This window comes from Achromobacter sp. UMC46, from assembly GCF_014170335.1.
In the GTDB taxonomy this organism is placed as follows: Bacteria; Pseudomonadota; Gammaproteobacteria; order Burkholderiales; family Burkholderiaceae_B; genus Achromobacter.
Genome location: NZ_LZZS01000024.1, coordinates 102,238 through 118,992 on the forward strand (window position 1 = coordinate 102,238; position 16,755 = coordinate 118,992).

Annotated in this window: 14 protein-coding genes; 5 read left to right on the top strand and 9 right to left on the bottom strand. The window is 68.2% G+C overall.

Going from position 1 to position 16,755, the window contains the following annotated elements; genetic code table 11:
• Positions 1 to 18 precede the first annotated feature (18 nt).
• Together A9973_RS17860 and A9973_RS17865 are read right to left on the bottom strand one after the other, a co-directional pair.
• On the bottom strand, positions 19 to 549 hold the full coding sequence (locus tag A9973_RS17860; protein ID WP_183015057.1) for a HutD family protein: 531 nt from the start codon (positions 547 to 549) through the stop codon (positions 19 to 21).
• A 4-nt stretch (positions 550 to 553) separates the two neighbouring features.
• On the bottom strand, positions 554 to 1,741 hold the full coding sequence (locus A9973_RS17865; RefSeq protein ID WP_183015058.1) for an FAD-binding oxidoreductase: 1,188 nt from the start codon (positions 1,739 to 1,741) through the stop codon (positions 554 to 556).
• Between the two features lie 265 nt (positions 1,742 to 2,006).
• On the opposite strand from A9973_RS17865, the gene A9973_RS17870 reads away from it, so the two are divergent.
• Genes A9973_RS17870 through A9973_RS17880 form a run of 3 tightly spaced genes read left to right on the top strand, consistent with a single transcriptional unit; the run spans position 2,007 to position 4,584 of the window.
• The gene (locus A9973_RS17870) at positions 2,007 to 3,020 is read left to right on the top strand and encodes an aliphatic sulfonate ABC transporter substrate-binding protein (RefSeq protein ID WP_183015059.1); all 1,014 of its coding nucleotides are present in this window, start codon (positions 2,007 to 2,009) and stop codon (positions 3,018 to 3,020) included.
• 17 nt (positions 3,021 to 3,037) lie between these two features.
• Positions 3,038 to 3,808 carry an ABC transporter permease gene (locus A9973_RS17875; protein ID WP_183015060.1) on the top strand — a complete coding sequence of 257 codons (771 nt, stop codon included), beginning with the start codon at positions 3,038 to 3,040 and terminating at the stop codon, positions 3,806 to 3,808.
• Positions 3,796 to 4,584, top strand: coding sequence for an ABC transporter ATP-binding protein (locus tag A9973_RS17880; protein ID WP_183015061.1), 789 nt, complete (start codon positions 3,796 to 3,798; stop codon positions 4,582 to 4,584). Before A9973_RS17875 ends, A9973_RS17880 begins: the two co-directional genes overlap by 13 nt.
• Positions 4,585 to 4,606: 22 nt before the next feature.
• On the opposite strand, the gene A9973_RS17885 is transcribed toward A9973_RS17880, so the two are convergent.
• Together A9973_RS17885 and A9973_RS17890 are read right to left on the bottom strand one after the other, a co-directional pair.
• Positions 4,607 to 5,119, bottom strand: a complete 513-nt coding sequence (locus tag A9973_RS17885) for a DUF4952 domain-containing protein (RefSeq protein ID WP_220805557.1) — start codon at positions 5,117 to 5,119, stop codon at positions 4,607 to 4,609.
• On the bottom strand, positions 5,116 to 6,105 hold the full coding sequence (locus A9973_RS17890) for a LysR substrate-binding domain-containing protein (protein ID WP_183015063.1): 990 nt from the start codon (positions 6,103 to 6,105) through the stop codon (positions 5,116 to 5,118). The genes A9973_RS17885 and A9973_RS17890 overlap by 4 nt, the downstream gene beginning before the upstream one ends.
• Before the next feature lie 93 nt (positions 6,106 to 6,198).
• Here A9973_RS17890 and A9973_RS17895 point away from each other — a divergent pair, with 93 nt between their 5' ends.
• Positions 6,199 to 9,813: an ABC transporter ATP-binding protein gene (locus A9973_RS17895; RefSeq protein WP_183015064.1), complete on the top strand. Its 3,615-nt coding sequence runs from the start codon at positions 6,199 to 6,201 to the stop codon at positions 9,811 to 9,813.
• On the opposite strand, the gene A9973_RS17900 is transcribed toward A9973_RS17895, so the two are convergent.
• Positions 9,785 to 12,379: a penicillin G acylase gene (locus A9973_RS17900; protein WP_183015065.1), complete on the bottom strand. Its 2,595-nt coding sequence runs from the start codon at positions 12,377 to 12,379 to the stop codon at positions 9,785 to 9,787. The two genes, A9973_RS17895 and A9973_RS17900, sit on opposite strands and share 29 nt — an antisense overlap.
• A gap of 153 nt (positions 12,380 to 12,532) precedes the next feature.
• On the opposite strand from A9973_RS17900, the gene A9973_RS17905 reads away from it, so the two are divergent.
• Positions 12,533 to 13,510, top strand: a complete 978-nt coding sequence (locus A9973_RS17905; RefSeq protein WP_183015066.1) for a LysR family transcriptional regulator — start codon at positions 12,533 to 12,535, stop codon at positions 13,508 to 13,510.
• On the opposite strand, the gene A9973_RS17910 is transcribed toward A9973_RS17905, so the two are convergent.
• Genes A9973_RS17910 through A9973_RS17925 form a run of 4 tightly spaced genes read right to left on the bottom strand, consistent with a single transcriptional unit; the run spans position 13,440 to position 16,725 of the window.
• Positions 13,440 to 14,210 carry an SDR family NAD(P)-dependent oxidoreductase gene (locus tag A9973_RS17910; protein WP_183015067.1) on the bottom strand — a complete coding sequence of 257 codons (771 nt, stop codon included), beginning with the start codon at positions 14,208 to 14,210 and terminating at the stop codon, positions 13,440 to 13,442. The genes A9973_RS17905 and A9973_RS17910 overlap by 71 nt on opposite strands.
• A gap of 1 nt (position 14,211) precedes the next feature.
• Entirely contained in the window at positions 14,212 to 14,910 is a 699-nt protein-coding gene (locus A9973_RS17915; RefSeq protein ID WP_183015068.1) for an ABC transporter ATP-binding protein, read from the bottom strand.
• A 10-nt stretch (positions 14,911 to 14,920) separates the two neighbouring features.
• Positions 14,921 to 15,715: an ABC transporter ATP-binding protein gene (locus A9973_RS17920; protein ID WP_183015069.1), complete on the bottom strand. Its 795-nt coding sequence runs from the start codon at positions 15,713 to 15,715 to the stop codon at positions 14,921 to 14,923.
• Positions 15,712 to 16,725, bottom strand: coding sequence for a branched-chain amino acid ABC transporter permease (locus A9973_RS17925; protein WP_183015070.1), 1,014 nt, complete (start codon positions 16,723 to 16,725; stop codon positions 15,712 to 15,714). The genes A9973_RS17920 and A9973_RS17925 overlap by 4 nt, the downstream gene beginning before the upstream one ends.
• Positions 16,726 to 16,755 lie beyond the last annotated feature (30 nt).

Sequence of the window (16,755 nt, forward strand, 5' to 3'; positions counted from 1 at the left end):
GTGCGGGGAAACGGCAGGTCAGGCGATGCGGGGCGCAGCCACGCGCAGGTCCAGCTGCACGGCATCCGCCCGGCCCTCGCGCAACGGCCCGCCGCCTCCCTCGACGGTGAAGCCGAACACCTGCGCTGCGCCGGCGCCCTGCGCCAGCGAGCCCGCGGCCAAGGCAAGCGGCACGGTTTGCCCCCAGCCGGAACAGGACACGGTGGCCTGGGCCGCGCCGCGCAGCACGAACAGGTTCAAGACCCGCACCGGGCCGCCCAGCAAACGGGACTGGAAAGCGACGTCGCCGGCAAAGGCCGTCGGCACGCCAGGCAGCAAGACGAGCCCCTCGCCCCCGCCTTGCAGCACCACGCCTTCGCCCGACAGCACGACCGAAACGCGGTCATGGCCCGGAAACCGCGAGTACGGGCCGTCGCGCTCGATGTCGGCGATGCTGATGCGCCAACGCGGCGGCGCCTGCGCATCCACGGCCAGCGTGCGCGTGACGCCGCCGCCGTTCTTCCACGGCTCGGACGGCAAGCCCTGCCAATCGGCCTGCGCGATACGCATACGGTCAGGAGACGGCGCCAAGGCCGTACTTCCCGGTCAGCAGCGCGCCGCGTTCAAAACGGCCGATGTCGTAGGGCTTGAGCGACACGTCGGTCGCCAGCCCCAACGCCTCCTGCGCCAGCACGCGGCCCACCGTCGGCGACAACTTGAAGCCGTGGCCCGAAAAGCCGAAGCCCACGATCAGCCCCTGCACGCCGGGCACGCGGCCCAACACCGGGTTCCAGTCTGGCGTCACGTCATACACGCCGGTCCAGGACGACGCCAGTCCGGCGGTCTCATAGGCCGGGAAGCGCGCGGCCACCTGCTCGCCCACTTCCGCCACGTAGTCCAGCGGGATATCGCCCTGTTCGGCGTCGCTCTTTTGCAGGGCCTCGCCCACGATGCCCTCGCTGACCAGCATCTGGTTGCCGCCGTAGCTGCGGCAATACAGCATGCCGGGGGACGCCAGGTCTTTATAGACCGGCATCGAATACGTGTAGGGCGCGGCCTCGCATTCCAACGCCAGCACCGCGTGGCGCTCCGGCGCGACAGGCATCGCCACGCCGGTCCAGACGGCCAGTTCCGACGTCCAGATGTTTTGCGTGCTGATCACGAGCGGGCTGGCATAGTCGCCTTCGGAGGTGGACACACCCACCACGCGGCCGCCTTCGACCAGCAGGTTGCGCACGTCGACGTTTTCGCGGATGGTCACGCCGCGCCGGCGCGCCCCGCGCGCAAAGCTGGTGGCCACCAGGTAAGCGTCGGCAAAGCCGGCCTCGGGCTCGAAGCCGATCAGCGCCGCGTCATCGAACGAGGCGATGGGCAGCAGCTCGCGCGCCTGGGCAGCGTTCAGCAGTTCCAGCGCGATGCCCTGCGCGCGCTGCTGCGCCAGCGCGCCGCGCAAGGGTTCCAGCTTGTCGTTGTCGGCCGCGCTGATCAGATAGCCGCACTTGACCAGGCCGCAGGACGCTTCGTCGTCGCCCACGTAGCTGGCGAAATTGTTAAACACGTTCCAGGACCGCTGAGCCAGTTCCACGTTCTCGCGCACGGAATAGTGGGTGCGCAGGATACCGGACGACTGGGATGTCGTGCCGGCGCCGATCGTGGCCCGGTCCAGCACCAGCACATGCTTTGCGCCCAGCTCGGCCAGATGGAAGGCTACCGAACTGCCGATCACGCCGGCACCAATCACGATCACGTCAAAACTTTTCACGGACAAGGCTCCAAGGACAAGTGCCGCGAGTGTGAACCTGCCCGTTCGCGGCCGCCGCAATATAAGCAGCGCGAATACTTAATAAAGCCGCCGATGAAATGCCGGCCGCCCGGGCGGATTGCTTAAGCGCGGCGAATTTTGACCATCGCCGCTCCTTATATTCACGCCGCAGGGCGGCTACCGGGTGACAGTCTGGCCTGCCGCACCCCAGAGTGCCGGCGACATGACATCTATCGGTCAATCTACATTCCAGTAGGGGAAAAATATGAACATGACTCGCCGCGCCATGCTGGTGCGCACCGCAGCTTTGGCGGGCGCCAGCGCCCTGGGCTTTCCCATGGTCGGCCGTGCCGCCAGCGCCTCGTACACCTATGGCGGCTCGGCCTGGCTGGGCCATTATTCCGCCTACATCGCCATGAAGACGGGCCTGTTCGCCAAACAGGGCCTGGACATCAAGTGGCAGAGCTTCGCCACGTCGTCCGACCGCATGAGCGCCGTGATGGCGGGCAACATCGACCTGGCCGGCACCGGCGTCGTGTCGTCGCTGGCCCTGATGGCCGCCGGCGCGCGCCAGTTCCAGGTGATCGCCACGCCCAACAATTTCGGCCGCGCCGAAGGCGTGCTGGTGCGCGAAGACGTCAAATCGGTGGCAGACCTGAAGGGCAAGAAGATCGGCGTGACCTATGCGTCCAGCGCCCATGTGCTGCTGCTGGACGTGCTGCGCCAGGCCGGCCTGAACCCGGATCGCGACGTCTCCATCATCAATCTTCCCGCCACCAACCTGCTGTCCGCCTATCAGGGCAGGCAGGTCGACGCGGCGGTGGCGTGGACGCCGGCCTTCGACCGCATCAAGGCCGTGCCGGGCACGCATGTGCTGCTGGACGACACCGCGTTCTCGCTCTACAAGCAGTACGCCATCACCCCCGGGCCGGACGTGCTGCTGACACACGCCAAGCTGGGGCGCGAGAACCCCGAGGCCGTGAAGAAATTCCTGCACGCCATCTTCCAGGCCAACGCCATGCTGACCGGCCAGCCCGACGAGGCTGCCGGCGTGCTGCTGGAGCTGACCGGCCTGTCCAAGGACGAGCAACTGGCCGTCATCAAGCAGACGCAGTGGTATTCCGCCGCGGACCAGAAGGGGCTGATGGTCGAGCCGGGCAACTTCGTCGCGGGCATGCAGCAACTGGCCGAGATGCTGGTGACGTTGAAGCAGATCGACAAGGCGCCGCAGGTCAAGGACTGGGTCCAGGCCTCGTACCTGCCGGCGCCGTCGCTGTAAGCGCGGGACGTTCGCCTATGTCTTCGCGTTCGCCTGCCAGGGAAACACGGCTGATCTGGATCAGCGTGTTTTCGCTTCTCGGTTTCCTGTTGCTGTGGGAAGGCCTGTGCCGCGCCGGCGCGGTCGACCCCATTTTCCTGCCCGCGCCGTCGCAAGTCCTGGCGCGGGCCTTGTCGATGTCCGACCAGGGCACCCTGTTCTACAACGTGCTGGCCTCCACCCGCCGCGTGATGGTGGGCTTCCTGGCCGCGGTCGTCGTCGCCATTCCGCTGGGCATCCTGCTGGGCACGTCGAAGGTGGCCCGCGCGGTGTTCGACCCCATCATCTCGTTCCTGCGTCCGCTGCCTTCCATGAGCTGGATCCCGCTGTCGCTGCTGTGGTTCGGCATCACCGAAACGCAAAAGTACAGCATCGTGTTCATGGGATCGTTCGTGCCGGCGCTGCTGTATGTGATGGAGGCGTCGCGCAGCATCGACCCGGTGCTGGTGCGGGCGGCGCGCAACCTCGGCGCCAACCGCTGGCAGGTAATGCGCGAAGTGCTGTTCCCGGGCTGCCTGCCGCAGATCCTGTCGGGCATGAAGATCATCCTGGGCCTGTCCTGGACCTGTGTGATTTCGGCCGAACTTGTGGCGTCCAAGGAAGGCCTGGGATTCATGATCATGAACGGCAAGGAATTCTTCCAGACCGACACCGTGGTGCTGGGCATGGTGCTGATCAGTTTCACCGTGCTGGTGACCGATCTGTGTTTGCGGCTTCTTGAGCGATGGGTGCTGGCATGGCAACGATGAACGACACGATGATCCAGCTGAAAGGCGTCTCGAAGTCCTATGGCGACGTGCCGGTGCTGGACAGCGTCGACCTGGAGGTCAAGCGCGGCGAATTCCTGGTGCTGCTGGGCGCGTCCGGCTGCGGCAAGTCCACCTTGCTGAACCTGATGGCGGGTTTCATCACGCCCAACACCGGCTCCGTCGCCATCAACGGCCGCACCGTCACCGACGTGACCGCCGCCTGTGGCATGGTGTTCCAGCAGTACGCGCTGTTCCCGTGGCGCACCGTGCAGGAAAACGTGGAATTCGGCTTGAAGATGCGCGGCATGTCCCGGCAGGAACGCGCGCCGATCGCCCGCAAGTACATCGAAATGGTGGGCCTGAAAGCAGCGGCCGACAAGTATCCGCACGCGTTGTCCGGCGGCATGAAGCAACGGGTGTCGATCGCGCGGGTGCTGGCCAACGACCCCGACGTGATGCTGTTCGACGAGCCGTTTGCCGCGCTGGACGCGATGACGCGGCAGGTGCTGCAGGAGCAGTTGCTGTCGATCTACGAGCAAAGCGGCAAGACGATCGTCTTCATCACGCATTCCATCGACGAGGCCCTGACCTTGTCCACCCGCATGGCGGTGATGGGATCCAAGCCTGGCCGCATCGTGCAGGACATCCAGAACGACCTGCCGCATCCGCGCAGCGCGGACGTGCAGTTATCGCCGCGTTTCGTGGAGCTGAAACGGTCCATCTGGGAACGCGTGCAGGAAGAGGTCACGCGCAGCATGGAATTGACGAGCGACTAGGCCTGGGTGCGGCTGCGGTCTGCTACGGACTCTTCCTGATCACGCCGACCCGGACGCTGAAGCTGGGGATCTTCTGCCACTGGTCGCGCGGGATCCGCAACGTTTCAACGCCCATGCTGACTTCGTAGTTGACGCCGCCGGGCCCGTCGCGCCAAAAGAACGGCCCGCGATTGCCCCAACCGCAGCAGACGTATTCCAGCGCCGGCATGCCGAAGGCCTGGCCCAGATAGGCTTCCATCTTCGCCGCAACGTCGCCGCTGACGCGATAGCGGGCCTCCATGGGCTGGATGTAGGAATCGTCGTCCTGCTCGCACCCCAGGTATTCGACGTAGTCCGGCTTCTTGCCCAAGGCCTTGAGGAAGTCCTGGCAGGGCGTATCGGGCCTCGCCAACCCTTCGGCGCGGCCGTGGGCGTCCCAGTCGGACAAGGCGTCGGCCGGAGCCGGCGTCTGCGCCGGCGCCTCGCCCGCCAGCCCCAGCAGGAAAAACAGCGATGCGGCGAGGCCCAGGCCGGCCGGTCTCCGTATCAGATTCACGGCATCCTCGATATCGGCTCGGCGGTCACCGGCGCCCCGTCCTGCCATGCGCCAGTGCTGCGCCCTTCTTCGGCCAGGAACTCCACCAGCGCGGGCAGCGACGCGTCCATCGGCCGGTTGGCCTGAAGGCGCATCACGTAGCCCCACGAGCCGGGCATGCGCAACTGGGGCATCAGCGGCACCAGCCGGCCGCTGGCCAGGTCTTCGTCGATCAGCGGCGCGCGGCCCAGCCCGATGCCGACCCCGGCGGCGGCTGCCGCGACGATGGTGCTCAGGCCGCTCAGCACCATCGGGGCCTGCCGGTCGGCATCGGACAGGCCCAGCCGGGCGCTCCACGTGCGCCAATCGGTTTCGGGGCTGTCGATGTGCTTTTCCTCCAGCCAGCGATGGCGCAGGAAGGCGCGCGGGTCGTTGCGGTCGGCCTCGGCGATCAGCGCGGGGCTGCACACCGGCACGACGGTTTCGGTCATCAGCGGAATGTCGCCCGGTTCGGCCAGATGCGGGCCCTGGGTGCGCACGTGCAGGAACGCCAGGTCGATGTCCTGCGCCTTCCAGGCCGGGTCCTGGCTGGCGTGCAGGTAGACCTGGACGCCGATGTCGGGATGCAATTCGATGAAGCGGCCGATGCGTGGCGCCAGCCACAGCGCGGCCAGAGACGGGTTGGCCGACACGTTCAGCGTGTAGCGCCGGCGGTCGCGCGCCGTGGCCCGCGCATTGCGGCAGGCGGTGTCCAGAAGGGTCAACGCCTGTTGTACGGAAACCAGCAGATCGGCGCCGGCTTCGGTGGTTTCGGCGCGGCGCACGGTGCCGCCGCGCCGCAGCAATGCAACGCCCAGGTCGGTTTCCAGTGCGCGCAGTTGATGGCTGACTGCGCTCTTGGTCACATGCAATTCCGCGGCGGCGCGGCTCAGGCTGCCCAGCCGGGCGACGGCTTCGAAGGTGCGCAAGGCGGCAAGCGGCGGCGTATGGGTGGGAAGGTCGGCCATGGGTTGAGTTTATCTCAACCCATGATTGAAAAACTATCGCTTTCGCGCGCGCATCGGATCAGTGACCATGCAGGCTCTGGATGGAGCATTGATATGTATTTCGACTCTCGATTGTGGCAACTGACGGCCGGCTTGCGCGCCGGCATGGCGGGCGGGATTTTCCTGGGCCTGTTGGCGCTGGCGGCGGGCATCGCCCGCTACGTGTTCCTGGGCCAGTTGCTGGCCCGCGTGTTCGACGGCGCGCCCTGGCAGGACTGGATCACGCCCGCGCTGTGCGTCGGCGCAATGGTGCTGCTGCGCGCCGTGTTCGACCATTGGCGCACCGTGCAGGCCAATCGCACGTCAGCTTCCATCCAGCAGACGCTGCGCGGCAAGCTGTACGACCGCATCGTGAGCCTTGGGCCGGCGTGGTTCGCCAACCAGCGCACCGGCGGCGTCATGCTGACGGTGGTGGACGGCGTCGAGCAGTTGCAGACGTTCTTCGGCCAGTACCTGCCGCAAGTCGCCATCGCTGCGGCCGCGCCCTTCGCCATCTTTGCCGTGATCGCGTTCTGGGACGTGCCCACCGCGCTGGTCTTCCTGGCGGCGGCGCTGTTCGCGCTGTTCGGCCCGATGGCGGTCCATATGCTTGACCGCCGCGCCAGCCAGGCGCGCACCCGCGCGCTGAACGCGTTCGGCGAAGACTTCCTGGACGCGGTGCAGGGCCTGCCCACCCTGAAGTCCTATGGCCAGGGCAAGGCGTGGGGCCAACGGCTGGCCACCCGCGCTCGCAGCCTGTCGGACAACACCTTCTGGGTGCTATCGGTCAGCCTGTTGACGCGCGGCATCAGCGACCTGGGCGTGGCGCTGGGCGCGGCGCTGGCGTTGACGCTCGGCGCCTGGCGCGTGGCCGCTGGCGACATGAGCGTCGAAGCGCTGCTGATCGTGCTGATGGCGGGCACCGAGATCTTCCGCCCCTTGCGCGACCTGCGGTCGGTCTTGCACCGCGGCATGCTGGGCCAATCCGCCGCGGTCAGCATCCACGCCCTGATGGATGCGCAGCCGCTGACCCCGGCTCCGGACACCCGCGCCGCAAGCGTCGCGCCCGCCCGCCTGGCGCCCACCATCGAATTCGACGACGTGGCGTTCTCGTACACGCCAGAACGCCACGCCCACCAGGGGCTGGCGTTCCGCATCGCGGCCGGTGAACGGGTCGGCATCGTCGGCCCCAGCGGCGCGGGCAAATCCACCATCGTGCGCCTGCTGCTGCGCGAGTGCGTGCCCCAGTCGGGCAGCATCCGCGTCGGCGGCCATGACGTGAACACACTGGACACCCAGACGTTGCTGTCGCACATCGCGCTGGTCAGCCAGGACATCACGCTGTTCCATGGCACCATCGACGACAACCTGCGGCTGGGGCGACCCGGCGCCACGCATGAACAGGTGCGCGCGGCCGCCCGGGCCGCCAATATCGACGACTTCATCATGGCGCTGCCGGACGGCTATGCGACCCGCATCGGCGAGCGCGGCCTGCAACTGTCGGGCGGCCAGCGCCAGCGCGTAGCGATTGCCCGCGCGCTGCTGCGCGACGCGCCCATTCTGATCCTGGACGAAGCGCTGTCGTCAGTGGACACCGAAAACGAGGCGTTGATCCAGCAGGCGCTGGACCGCCTGATGGCGGGACGCACGACGCTGATCCTGGCCCATCGCCTGGCCAGCGTGATCGGCGCCGACCGCAGCCTGGTGCTGGACCAGGGCCGCGTCGTGGAAGCCGGCCCGCATGCGGACCTCATGACGCAGCGCGGGCTGTACTACCGCCTGATGCATGAGCAGGCTGCCGCGCACCAGAACCCGTCGGCCGGATCGCCCGCGCCGGCCCAAGCCGCCCTGGCGCAGCCGCACGAGGCAGCCGCGGTTGCCTCCGACGACAAGCAAGGCCCCGCCCTGCGCTCGTTGGACCAGGATGCCGAGCAGGTCGGCTGGCGCGCCACGCTGGGCACGCTGCTGTCGGTGGTGCGTCCCTGGCGCGGCACCCTGACCGCCACCATCCTGCTGGGGGTGGCGCGCGTCGCCGCATTCATCGGCGTGGGCGTCTTCAGCGCGCTGATCGTGGCCGCCATCCGCGACGGCCGCGAGGTGTCGGGGCTGATCGTCGGGCTATTGATCGCCGCGCCGCTGGCCGCGCTGTTCCACTGGCTGGAATCCTGGCTGGCGCACGCCATGGCCTACCAGTTGCTGGCCGACATGCGGGTCAAGCTGTACGACAAGCTGGAACGCCTGGCGCCCGCCTACCTGCTGCAACGCCGCTCCGGCGACCTCGTGGCGCTGGCGACGCAGGACGTGGAGATGGTCGAATACTTCTACGCCCACACCATCGCCCCCGCCATCGTGTCGGTGGTGGTGCCGCTGTCGGTGCTGGGCTTCCTGGGCGTGTACAGCTGGCCCGTGGCGTTGGCGCTGCTGCCCTTCCTGGCCTATGCCTGGGTGTCCCCCGTGCGCGGCCGCCGCCACGTCGATGCGCTGGGCGACAAGGCCCGTCACGCCCTGGGCGAAATGAGCGCCCACACTACCGACACCATCCAGGGCCTGGCCGACCTGACCGCGTTCCAGGCCACAGGCCGCCGGCGCGACGAGTTCCTGAAAGTCGCCGACCAGTACCGCATCCGCCGCCTGGACATCCTGCGCGACCTGTCCCGCCAGACCGCGTGGTTCGAAGTGGCGATGGGCCTGGGCGGGCTGGCCGTGGCCGTCGTGGGCGCATTGCAGGTGTCGGCCGGCGCGCTGTCGGCCAGCATGCTGCCCCTGCTGGTGCTGATCGCACTGGCGACCTTCCTGCCCGTCTCCGAGATCTCGCAGGTCAGCCGGCAACTGGCCGACACCATCGCCGCCACCCGCCGCCTGCATGTGGTCGCCAACGAACCGGAGCCGGTCACCGACGGCCCGCTGGCCCCGCCCGTGGCGACGCACGGCCTGTCGCTGGCGTTCGAGCATGTCAGCTTCACCTACCCGGGCAAGCGCGAAGACACGCTGAAAGACCTGAGCTTCAAGGCGCCCGCCGGCGCCACTGTCGCGGTGGTGGGCGCGTCCGGCGCGGGTAAAAGCACGGTCGCCAGCCTGCTGCTGCGCTTCTGGGATCCGCGCCTGGGCGTGGTGAAGCTGGACGGCGTGGACGTGCGCCAGCTGCAACTGGACGGGCTGCGCGAACGCGTGGCGCTGGTCACGCAGGACACCTATCTGTTCAACGACACGCTGGAAGGCAATATCCGGCTGGCCCGTCCCGAAGCCACGCCGGAAGACCTGGCCCGCGCGCTGGACCAGGCGGCGCTGACGGACTTCGTGCGCACGCTGCCCGAGGGCCTGGCGACGCCAGTCGGTGAACGCGGCATGCAGTTGTCCGGCGGCCAGCGCCAGCGCATTTCGATCGCGCGGGCTTTCCTGAAGAACGCGCCCGTCCTGATCCTGGACGAGGCCACGTCGCACCTGGACACCTTGTCGGAAATGCAGGTGCGCGGCGCGCTGGACACGCTCATGCGCCACCGCACCACGCTGGTGATCGCGCACCGGCTGTCCACCATCCGCGACGCCGACCTGATTCTGGTGCTGGAGCGCGGCACCCTGGCTGAGGCCGGCACGCACGACCAGTTGCTGAGAAAGCAAGGGGCCTATGCGCGCCTGGCCAGCCACCAGGGCGGCTACGCGGTCAATAGCGCAGCGTCTCAACCGACGTAGCGTTGGCGCGCACTTCCGCATCCGTGAACCAGACGCGCTTGTTGCCGAAGCGGTTGTACAGGTCGAACTGGTCCCGGGTGTGGACGGACGGGGTGCCGTCCGGGGCGACGAAGCCGCTCTGCCCCGGCGCCACCACGTCCACGGCGTACACGCCCTTGCCGTCGAACACCGTCATGTTGTTTTCGGTGCCGCGGTTCTGGGTGGCCGGATAGCTCAGCACCGCCTTGTCGTCCGCCTGCGGCACGCCCAGGAAATTCTTGGGCGCGAACACCATCGGCGGCGCGGGGATGCGCCATGCGGCGGGATCCTGGCCATACGCCTTCTGCAAGGTGGCCAACGCCTCGTCCAGCGCAGCCAGGCTGACGGCTTCCGGACGCTGCCCGTTGAAGAAATCGACCTGTTGGGGCACCCCGGCGTCCGGCCCGGCCAACGCGTTGAACAGCACCTTGACACCGACGGTCAGGTTGACCGATCCGGTCGCGGGCGCGGCCGGTGTGGGGTAGCCGGTGGCGCTGTACCACTTGAAGAAGTCGGCGGGCATCTCGTCGGCCAGCGTCGCCTTCAGCATGGCGCGCAGCCACGCGTCCATCACCGCCGGCCCGGCATTGTCATAAAAACCCGGCTGCTTGTCGCTGGTGCCCATCCCGTCCCACGATTGCAATCCCGCGACCAGTTTCGCGCGGGCGTCGTCGGCGGGCAGCCCCGCCACCGCGCGCTGCAGGAACGGCAGGAAGTGGCGGCGGTTCACGTCGGCATAGCTGGTGGTGCGGATCAGGTCCCACATCTGCTGCGGGCTGACCTTGCCGCCGTTGGCGGTCATGGCCTTCAGGCGGGTCTCGATCTCGGCGTAGCGGTCGGCCTGGCCCCAGACGATGGCGAACAGGTCGGTGGACGGATAGCCGCGCATGGGCTGGTTGTTCCAGTTGGCGATGAAGCCCTGTCGCGGGTTGTAGACCTGCGGATTGGTGGCGAACGGGAGTATGCCGTCCCAGTCCATTTCGCCCGTGCCTGGCACCGGCAGGCGCGGGTCATGCCCTGGCTTGCGCTTGGGGTAGAAGCCCGTGTGCGCGTAGCCGATGTTGCCGCGGTCGTCCGCGTAATACCAGTTGATGGTCAGCGCATGGCGCGCGGCCTGCTGCTTCCATTGGTCCCAGTTGCGCGATTGCGCCTTGTGCGTCCAGGCCATCAGCGATTGCAGCTCGTAGCCTTCCCAGGCGCGCGCCTTGGCATAGGCCACATGCTCTTTGTCGTCGAACTTGGTGACGATGCCGTGCACGGTGCGGTACACGTCCATCAGGACGGGCGCCCCGCCCTTGACGGCGATGAGCTCGGTGCGCTTTTCCATCGTCTTCCACTCGCCGTTGTGGAAGTACCGCGTGCGGTCGGCCGGATCGAGCTTTTCGGCGTAGATGTCCACGTCGTCGCCGAAGCCCGCCGTCGACCCCCAGGTCACGTGCGCGTTGTGCCCGAACAGGATGCTGGGATACGCGAACGGCGTATTGCCGACGACATCGAAACCCGCCCCATGTAGGCCGATGCCGTAGGTATAGGCGGGGTTCCACCAGCCGAACTGCGGCCCGTTCAAGAGGATCGAGCGCGCGTCCTTGGCGTGGTCGCGGCCCACGATCCACATGTTGCTGGTGGTCGGAAAGCCGGCGATGCCGGGCTGGCCGGAATCCGCGAACTGCGCCAGGAGGCGAGCCGGCACGGCGGCGGGCGCCTCGTCCAGCACGCCGCGCGTCTGCGGGTCGCGCGCCACGCGCTCCAGCATGGGCGGCGTGCCGTCGTAGCGCGGCAATGCGTACGACACCCTGGCCGGCGCCATCGCCGCTTCTGGCCGGTAGACGCCCTCTTCTTCCGGCACCGTCGTCGGCGCACGGCTGTCGGTCATCCAGCGCAGCTGGTTGAAGATCTGCATGGCGCGCGCGTCGCCGTGCCTGTCCTTCAGCGCGGTCAACAGCGCCAGGTTGTCGATCTCGCTGTTGGCATCCGAAAACCGGTTGGCCATGGTGCCCACGAACACCATCGCCACGTCATACGGCGTCCAGTCCGACGGTTGGAACTGCAAGTCGTTGAATTCCTTGGGAGTAAGGCTGTCCGGCTTGGCGCGCACCTGCGCGATCCAGGCGTTCATGCCTGCCGCGTAGCCGTCCAGGATCTGGCGTTCAGAGGCCGGTAGCGCGGCCAACTGGCGCTGGATGCGCTCCGGCGAAAAGTTGCCGCGGATCGACTTGTCGAACGCCACCATCTTTTCGCCCAGCACTTCGGCCACCTTGCCCTGTGTGCTGCGGCGCGCCATCTCCATCTGGAACAGGCGGTCTTGCGCGACCGCATAACCGTACCCGTAGAAGATGCCGTACACCGTGCCGGCATAGACGTGGGGCATGCCGTATTCGTCGCGCCGGATCGTCACCTGGCCACCGGCCGGGCGCGATGCGCGGGCTTCGGCGCCTGCGGGCGCGGCGGCTACAGGCGAGGCGTCAACGGCGGTGGAACGTTGCGCGTGGGCCGCGCCCACGCCGGCGCAGGCCGCCAGGATGGCGGCCGACAACAAGTGCTGCTTCATGTGAATCTGTCTCCGTATTGATAGGCCGCGCCGCGGTGCGAGACCCGGGCGCGGGGCGCGGCACCTCTTGCGGGCGCCGTCTACGGACCATGATACGAAGCGCCAAACTATAATTCCAATGCATTTATTTCATAGCTTTCATGCGCTTACCACATGGACTTCCAGAAACTCAAGCACCTGCTGGCCGTCGTTGAACACGGCACGTTTTCACGCGCGGCGGAAAAGGTGAACCTGTCGCAGCCGGCGCTCAGCCGCAGCATCCAGGCGCTTGAGGCCGAGCTTGGCCTGCCGCTGCTGGACCGCGGCACGCGCCAGGTCCGCCTGACGCCTTATGGCGCCTGCGTGGCCGAACGCGCCCGCCGCATGCGTTTCGAAGAAGCGGAGCTGCAGCGGGAATTGAAGACACTGCACAGCGGCGAATCCGGCACGCTGACCATCGGCCTGAGCCCCACGCCGGCGTCCCTGCTGCTGTCGCCTTTCTTGACCCATATGGCGGCCAACCATCCCCAGGTGCGCGTGGGGGTCGAACTGGGCGCCACGGCCACGCTGCTGGACATGCTGCGCGGCGAACGCATCGACGCGATGGTCTGCGACGCGCGCATGCTGTATGACGCGGCCGACATCGATGCGCGGCCGCTTGCGCCGTTGCGCGCCGGGATGGTGTGCCGCAAGGGCCATCCTATCCTGTCCCACAAGCGGGTCGGCATTGAGCAGATCCGCCAGTATCCGGTGGCGTCCAGCACGCTCAGCCCCGAAGTCTCGCTGCGGCTGGCCGAAACGCTAGGGCCCGGCGGCGCGCCCGAATCGATGGTGACGACGCGCTGCGAAAATCTGGACCCCCTGGTGGACCTGGCGTTGCACACCGACACGCTACTGCTGGGCGTGCTCTGCGTCACCCGCCATGAACAGGCGGCCGGGAAACTGGTGGAAGTGCCGATCCCCCCGGACCGCCAACGCCAGGGCCACTACGTCCTGGCGCGCCTGGCCGGACGCACGCCCCTGACGGCGCAAGACGCGCTGTACACCTTCACGCAGCAATGCTGGGCGGGATTCGCGGCGGTCACTCCGGCACGGCGACCGTATAGTTCAGCGCCAGCCGTCCCCCGTCGACGTACACCGTCTGCCCCGTGACATAGCTGGCATCGTCGCCCGCCAGGAACACGGCCACCTTCGCCACTTCGTCCGTCTGCCCCAGGCGCTGCATGGGAATGCGGGACAAGACGGTACGCCGGGCGACGGGGTCGTTCGTGATCGTCGCCAGGATCTCGGTGTCGATGCTGCCTGGCCCGATCGCGTTCACGCGGATCCCATGCGGCGCCAGCGACAAGGCCATCGACTTCGTCATCTGCCGGACCGCCCCCTTGCTGGCCCCGTACGCCAGCTGGTCCGGCATCGCCAGCTCCGCGGTCATCGACGACAGCGTCACGATGGCGCCGTTGCGCCGGTCGCCCGCGACCATCGCGCGCGCCGCCGCCTGGGCCACCAGAAAGGTGCCGCGCACGTTCACGTTCATGACGGCATCCAGGTCCTCAAGCGTCAGGTCCAGGAAATCCGCCGCCCGGATCACGCCCGCGTTGCAGACGCAGATGTCCAGCCCGCCCCAGCGCGCCACGCAATCATCCGCCAGCGCCTGAGCCGCGGCCGGGTCGGTCACGTCGGCGACGTGTGCCGCCACACGTTCGCCCAGCGACCGCACGGCCGCCGCCAGTTCGGCTTCCTTGCGGTCCGCCAGCAGCACGTAGGCGCCCTCGTCCACGAACCGGCGCGCAATCGCCAGCCCGATGCCGCCCGCCGCGCCGGTGACCAGCGCTACCTTGTCCTGCAGTTTCATTTCAGACTCCCACGTAAGCGGCCACCAGGTCGGGCCGCGCGGACAATTCCGCCGAACTGCCGCGCCACGCCGTCGCGCCCTTGTCCAGGATGACGTTCCGGTCGGACAGGCGCAGCAGGGCCGTGGTGTTCTTGTCCACCACGATCATCGACAGCCCCTCGGACTTCAGTTGCGCCAGCACGCGCCAGATCTCGGCCCGGACCACGGGCGCCAGGCCTTCGGTGGCTTCGTCCAGCACCAGCAGGCTGGGGTTGGTCATCAGCGCGCGCCCCAGCGCCAGCATCTGCTGTTCGCCGCCCGACAGTTGCGTGCCCAGGTTGGCGCGGCGTTCCCGCAGCCGGGGAAACAGCGCGTACACGCGCGGCAACGTCCAGGCCTGGGCGCGGCCGCGTTCGCTGGCGGTGGCCACCAGGTTCTCTTCCACGGTCAGCGTGGGGAATATCTGGCGCCCTTCCGGCACCAGCGACAAGCCCAGCCGGCCGATCCGGTACGGCGCCATGCCGCGCAGCGACCGGTCGCCGTATTGGATGCTGCCCTGGCTGGCGGGCAGCAGGCCGAACAGGCATTTGATGACGGTGCTGCGGCCCATGCCGTTGCGGCCGATCAGCCCCACCACTTCCCCCTGCCCCACGTCCAGGTCCACGCCGAACAGCGCCTGGCAGTGGCCGTAGCCGGCCGTCAATCCGCGTATCGTCAACATGGCGGCTCCTTTAAGCGTCGGCGTCGTCGCCCAGATAGGCGCGGCGCACGTCGGGGTGGTTGCGGATCGCGTCGGCCGTGCCGGTGGCGATGACCTTGCCGTAGACCAGTACGCTGATGCGGTCGGCCAGCGCGAAGACTGCGTTCATGTCGTGTTCCACCAGCACAATCGTGTAGCGGCCTTTCAGGCTTCGCAGCAAGGCGATGACGCCTGCGCTTTCGGCCGCGCTCATGCCCGCCATCGGCTCGTCCAGCAGCAGCACGGACGGCTGGCCCGCCAGCGCCATGGCGATCTCCAGCTGGCGCCGCTGGCCGTAGGCCAGGCTTTCCACGGGCGACTCGGCAACCGCGTCCAGGCGGCAGGCGCGCAACGCGTCGCGCGCCGCCTCCACCACGTCGGCGCAATCGCGCAGCGCCGTCCAGGCCGACAGCCCGCGCCGGCGCTTGCGCAACGCCGCCAGGCAGGCGTTCTCCAGCACCGTATAGCTGTCGAACACCGAGGTCACCTGATACGAGCGCAGCATGCCCAACGCCACGCGTTCCTGGACGGTCGCGCGCGAAACATCCGCCGCACCCAGGCTGACCGAACCGCCGTCGGGCCGCAGTTCGCCGGACAGCAGGTTGATCAGCGTAGTCTTGCCCGCGCCGTTGGGGCCGATCAGCGCGTGCAGCTCGCCGGGCGCGACATCCAGCGACACGCCGTCTGTCGCCGCCAGCCCGCCGAAGCGGCGCACCAGGTCGCGGGTGGCCAGCGCCGCCGGGGCGCCCGCGGCATCGGTTCTTGCGGCAGTCGCGGCGGCCGTCATACCGATGCCTCCTTGACCTTGATCTGGGCCTGGGCTTGGGCTTCCACGTCCAGCGGCGGCTGCGCGGGCCGCCTCGGCCGCAGCCACGCCAGCGATCGGCCGTAGCCGCCCCGGGCCAGCATCGCGATCACCACGACCACCGGCCCCATCAGCAGCATCCAATGCTGCGTGACGCTCTTGAAGGCCTCTTCCAGCAGCAGATACGCCACGGCGCCGACGATCGGGCCCAGCACATTGCCCAGGCCGCCGATCACGACCATGACGATCAGCTCGCCGGACACCGGCCACGACATGTAGCTGGGCGAGGCGAACGCGGTCAGATTGGCCAGCAGCAGGCCCGCGATGCCCGTCAGCACGCCCGACGCCACGTAGGCCGCCAGCCGCACGCCGAACACCGAGTAGCCCAGCGCGTCCACCCGCCGGGGATTGGCGTGCGTGGCGCGCAAGATCATGCCGAACGGCGAACGCCGCAGCCGCAGCATGCCCAGGCTGGCCGCCAGCAGCAGCGCCCAGGCCGCCCAATAGACCGGCTGGCTGCCGTCCAGGTCGAACAGGCCGAACGCGCTGGCCTCGTAGATGTTCAGCCCGTCGTCGCCGCCGTACTCGCGCAGGCTGACCGCCAGGAAATAGAACATCTGCGCAAAGGCCAGCGTGATCATGATGAAACCGATGCCCGACGTGCGCAGGCACACCGTCCCGACCACCAGCGCGACCAGCGCGCAGACCGCGATGCACACGGCCAGCTGCGCCCAGCCGTTGCCGATGCCGTGAAAGCTCAGGATACCCACGGCATAGCAGCCCAGGCCCAGGAACATGGCGTGGCCGAAGCTGACCAGCCCGGCGAAACCCAGCACCAGGTTCAGCGCCAGCGCCGCCAGCGCGTAGATCAGGATGCGCGCGCCCAGCGTCACATAAAAGGGTTCGCCGAGCCACTGCGCCACGAACGGGACGGCGGCCAGGACCACGAACAGCAGCGGCAGCGCCCAGCGCCGGCAGATTGGTTCTTGCATGATGGATTGCCCTTGTTCATTGGCGCGCGG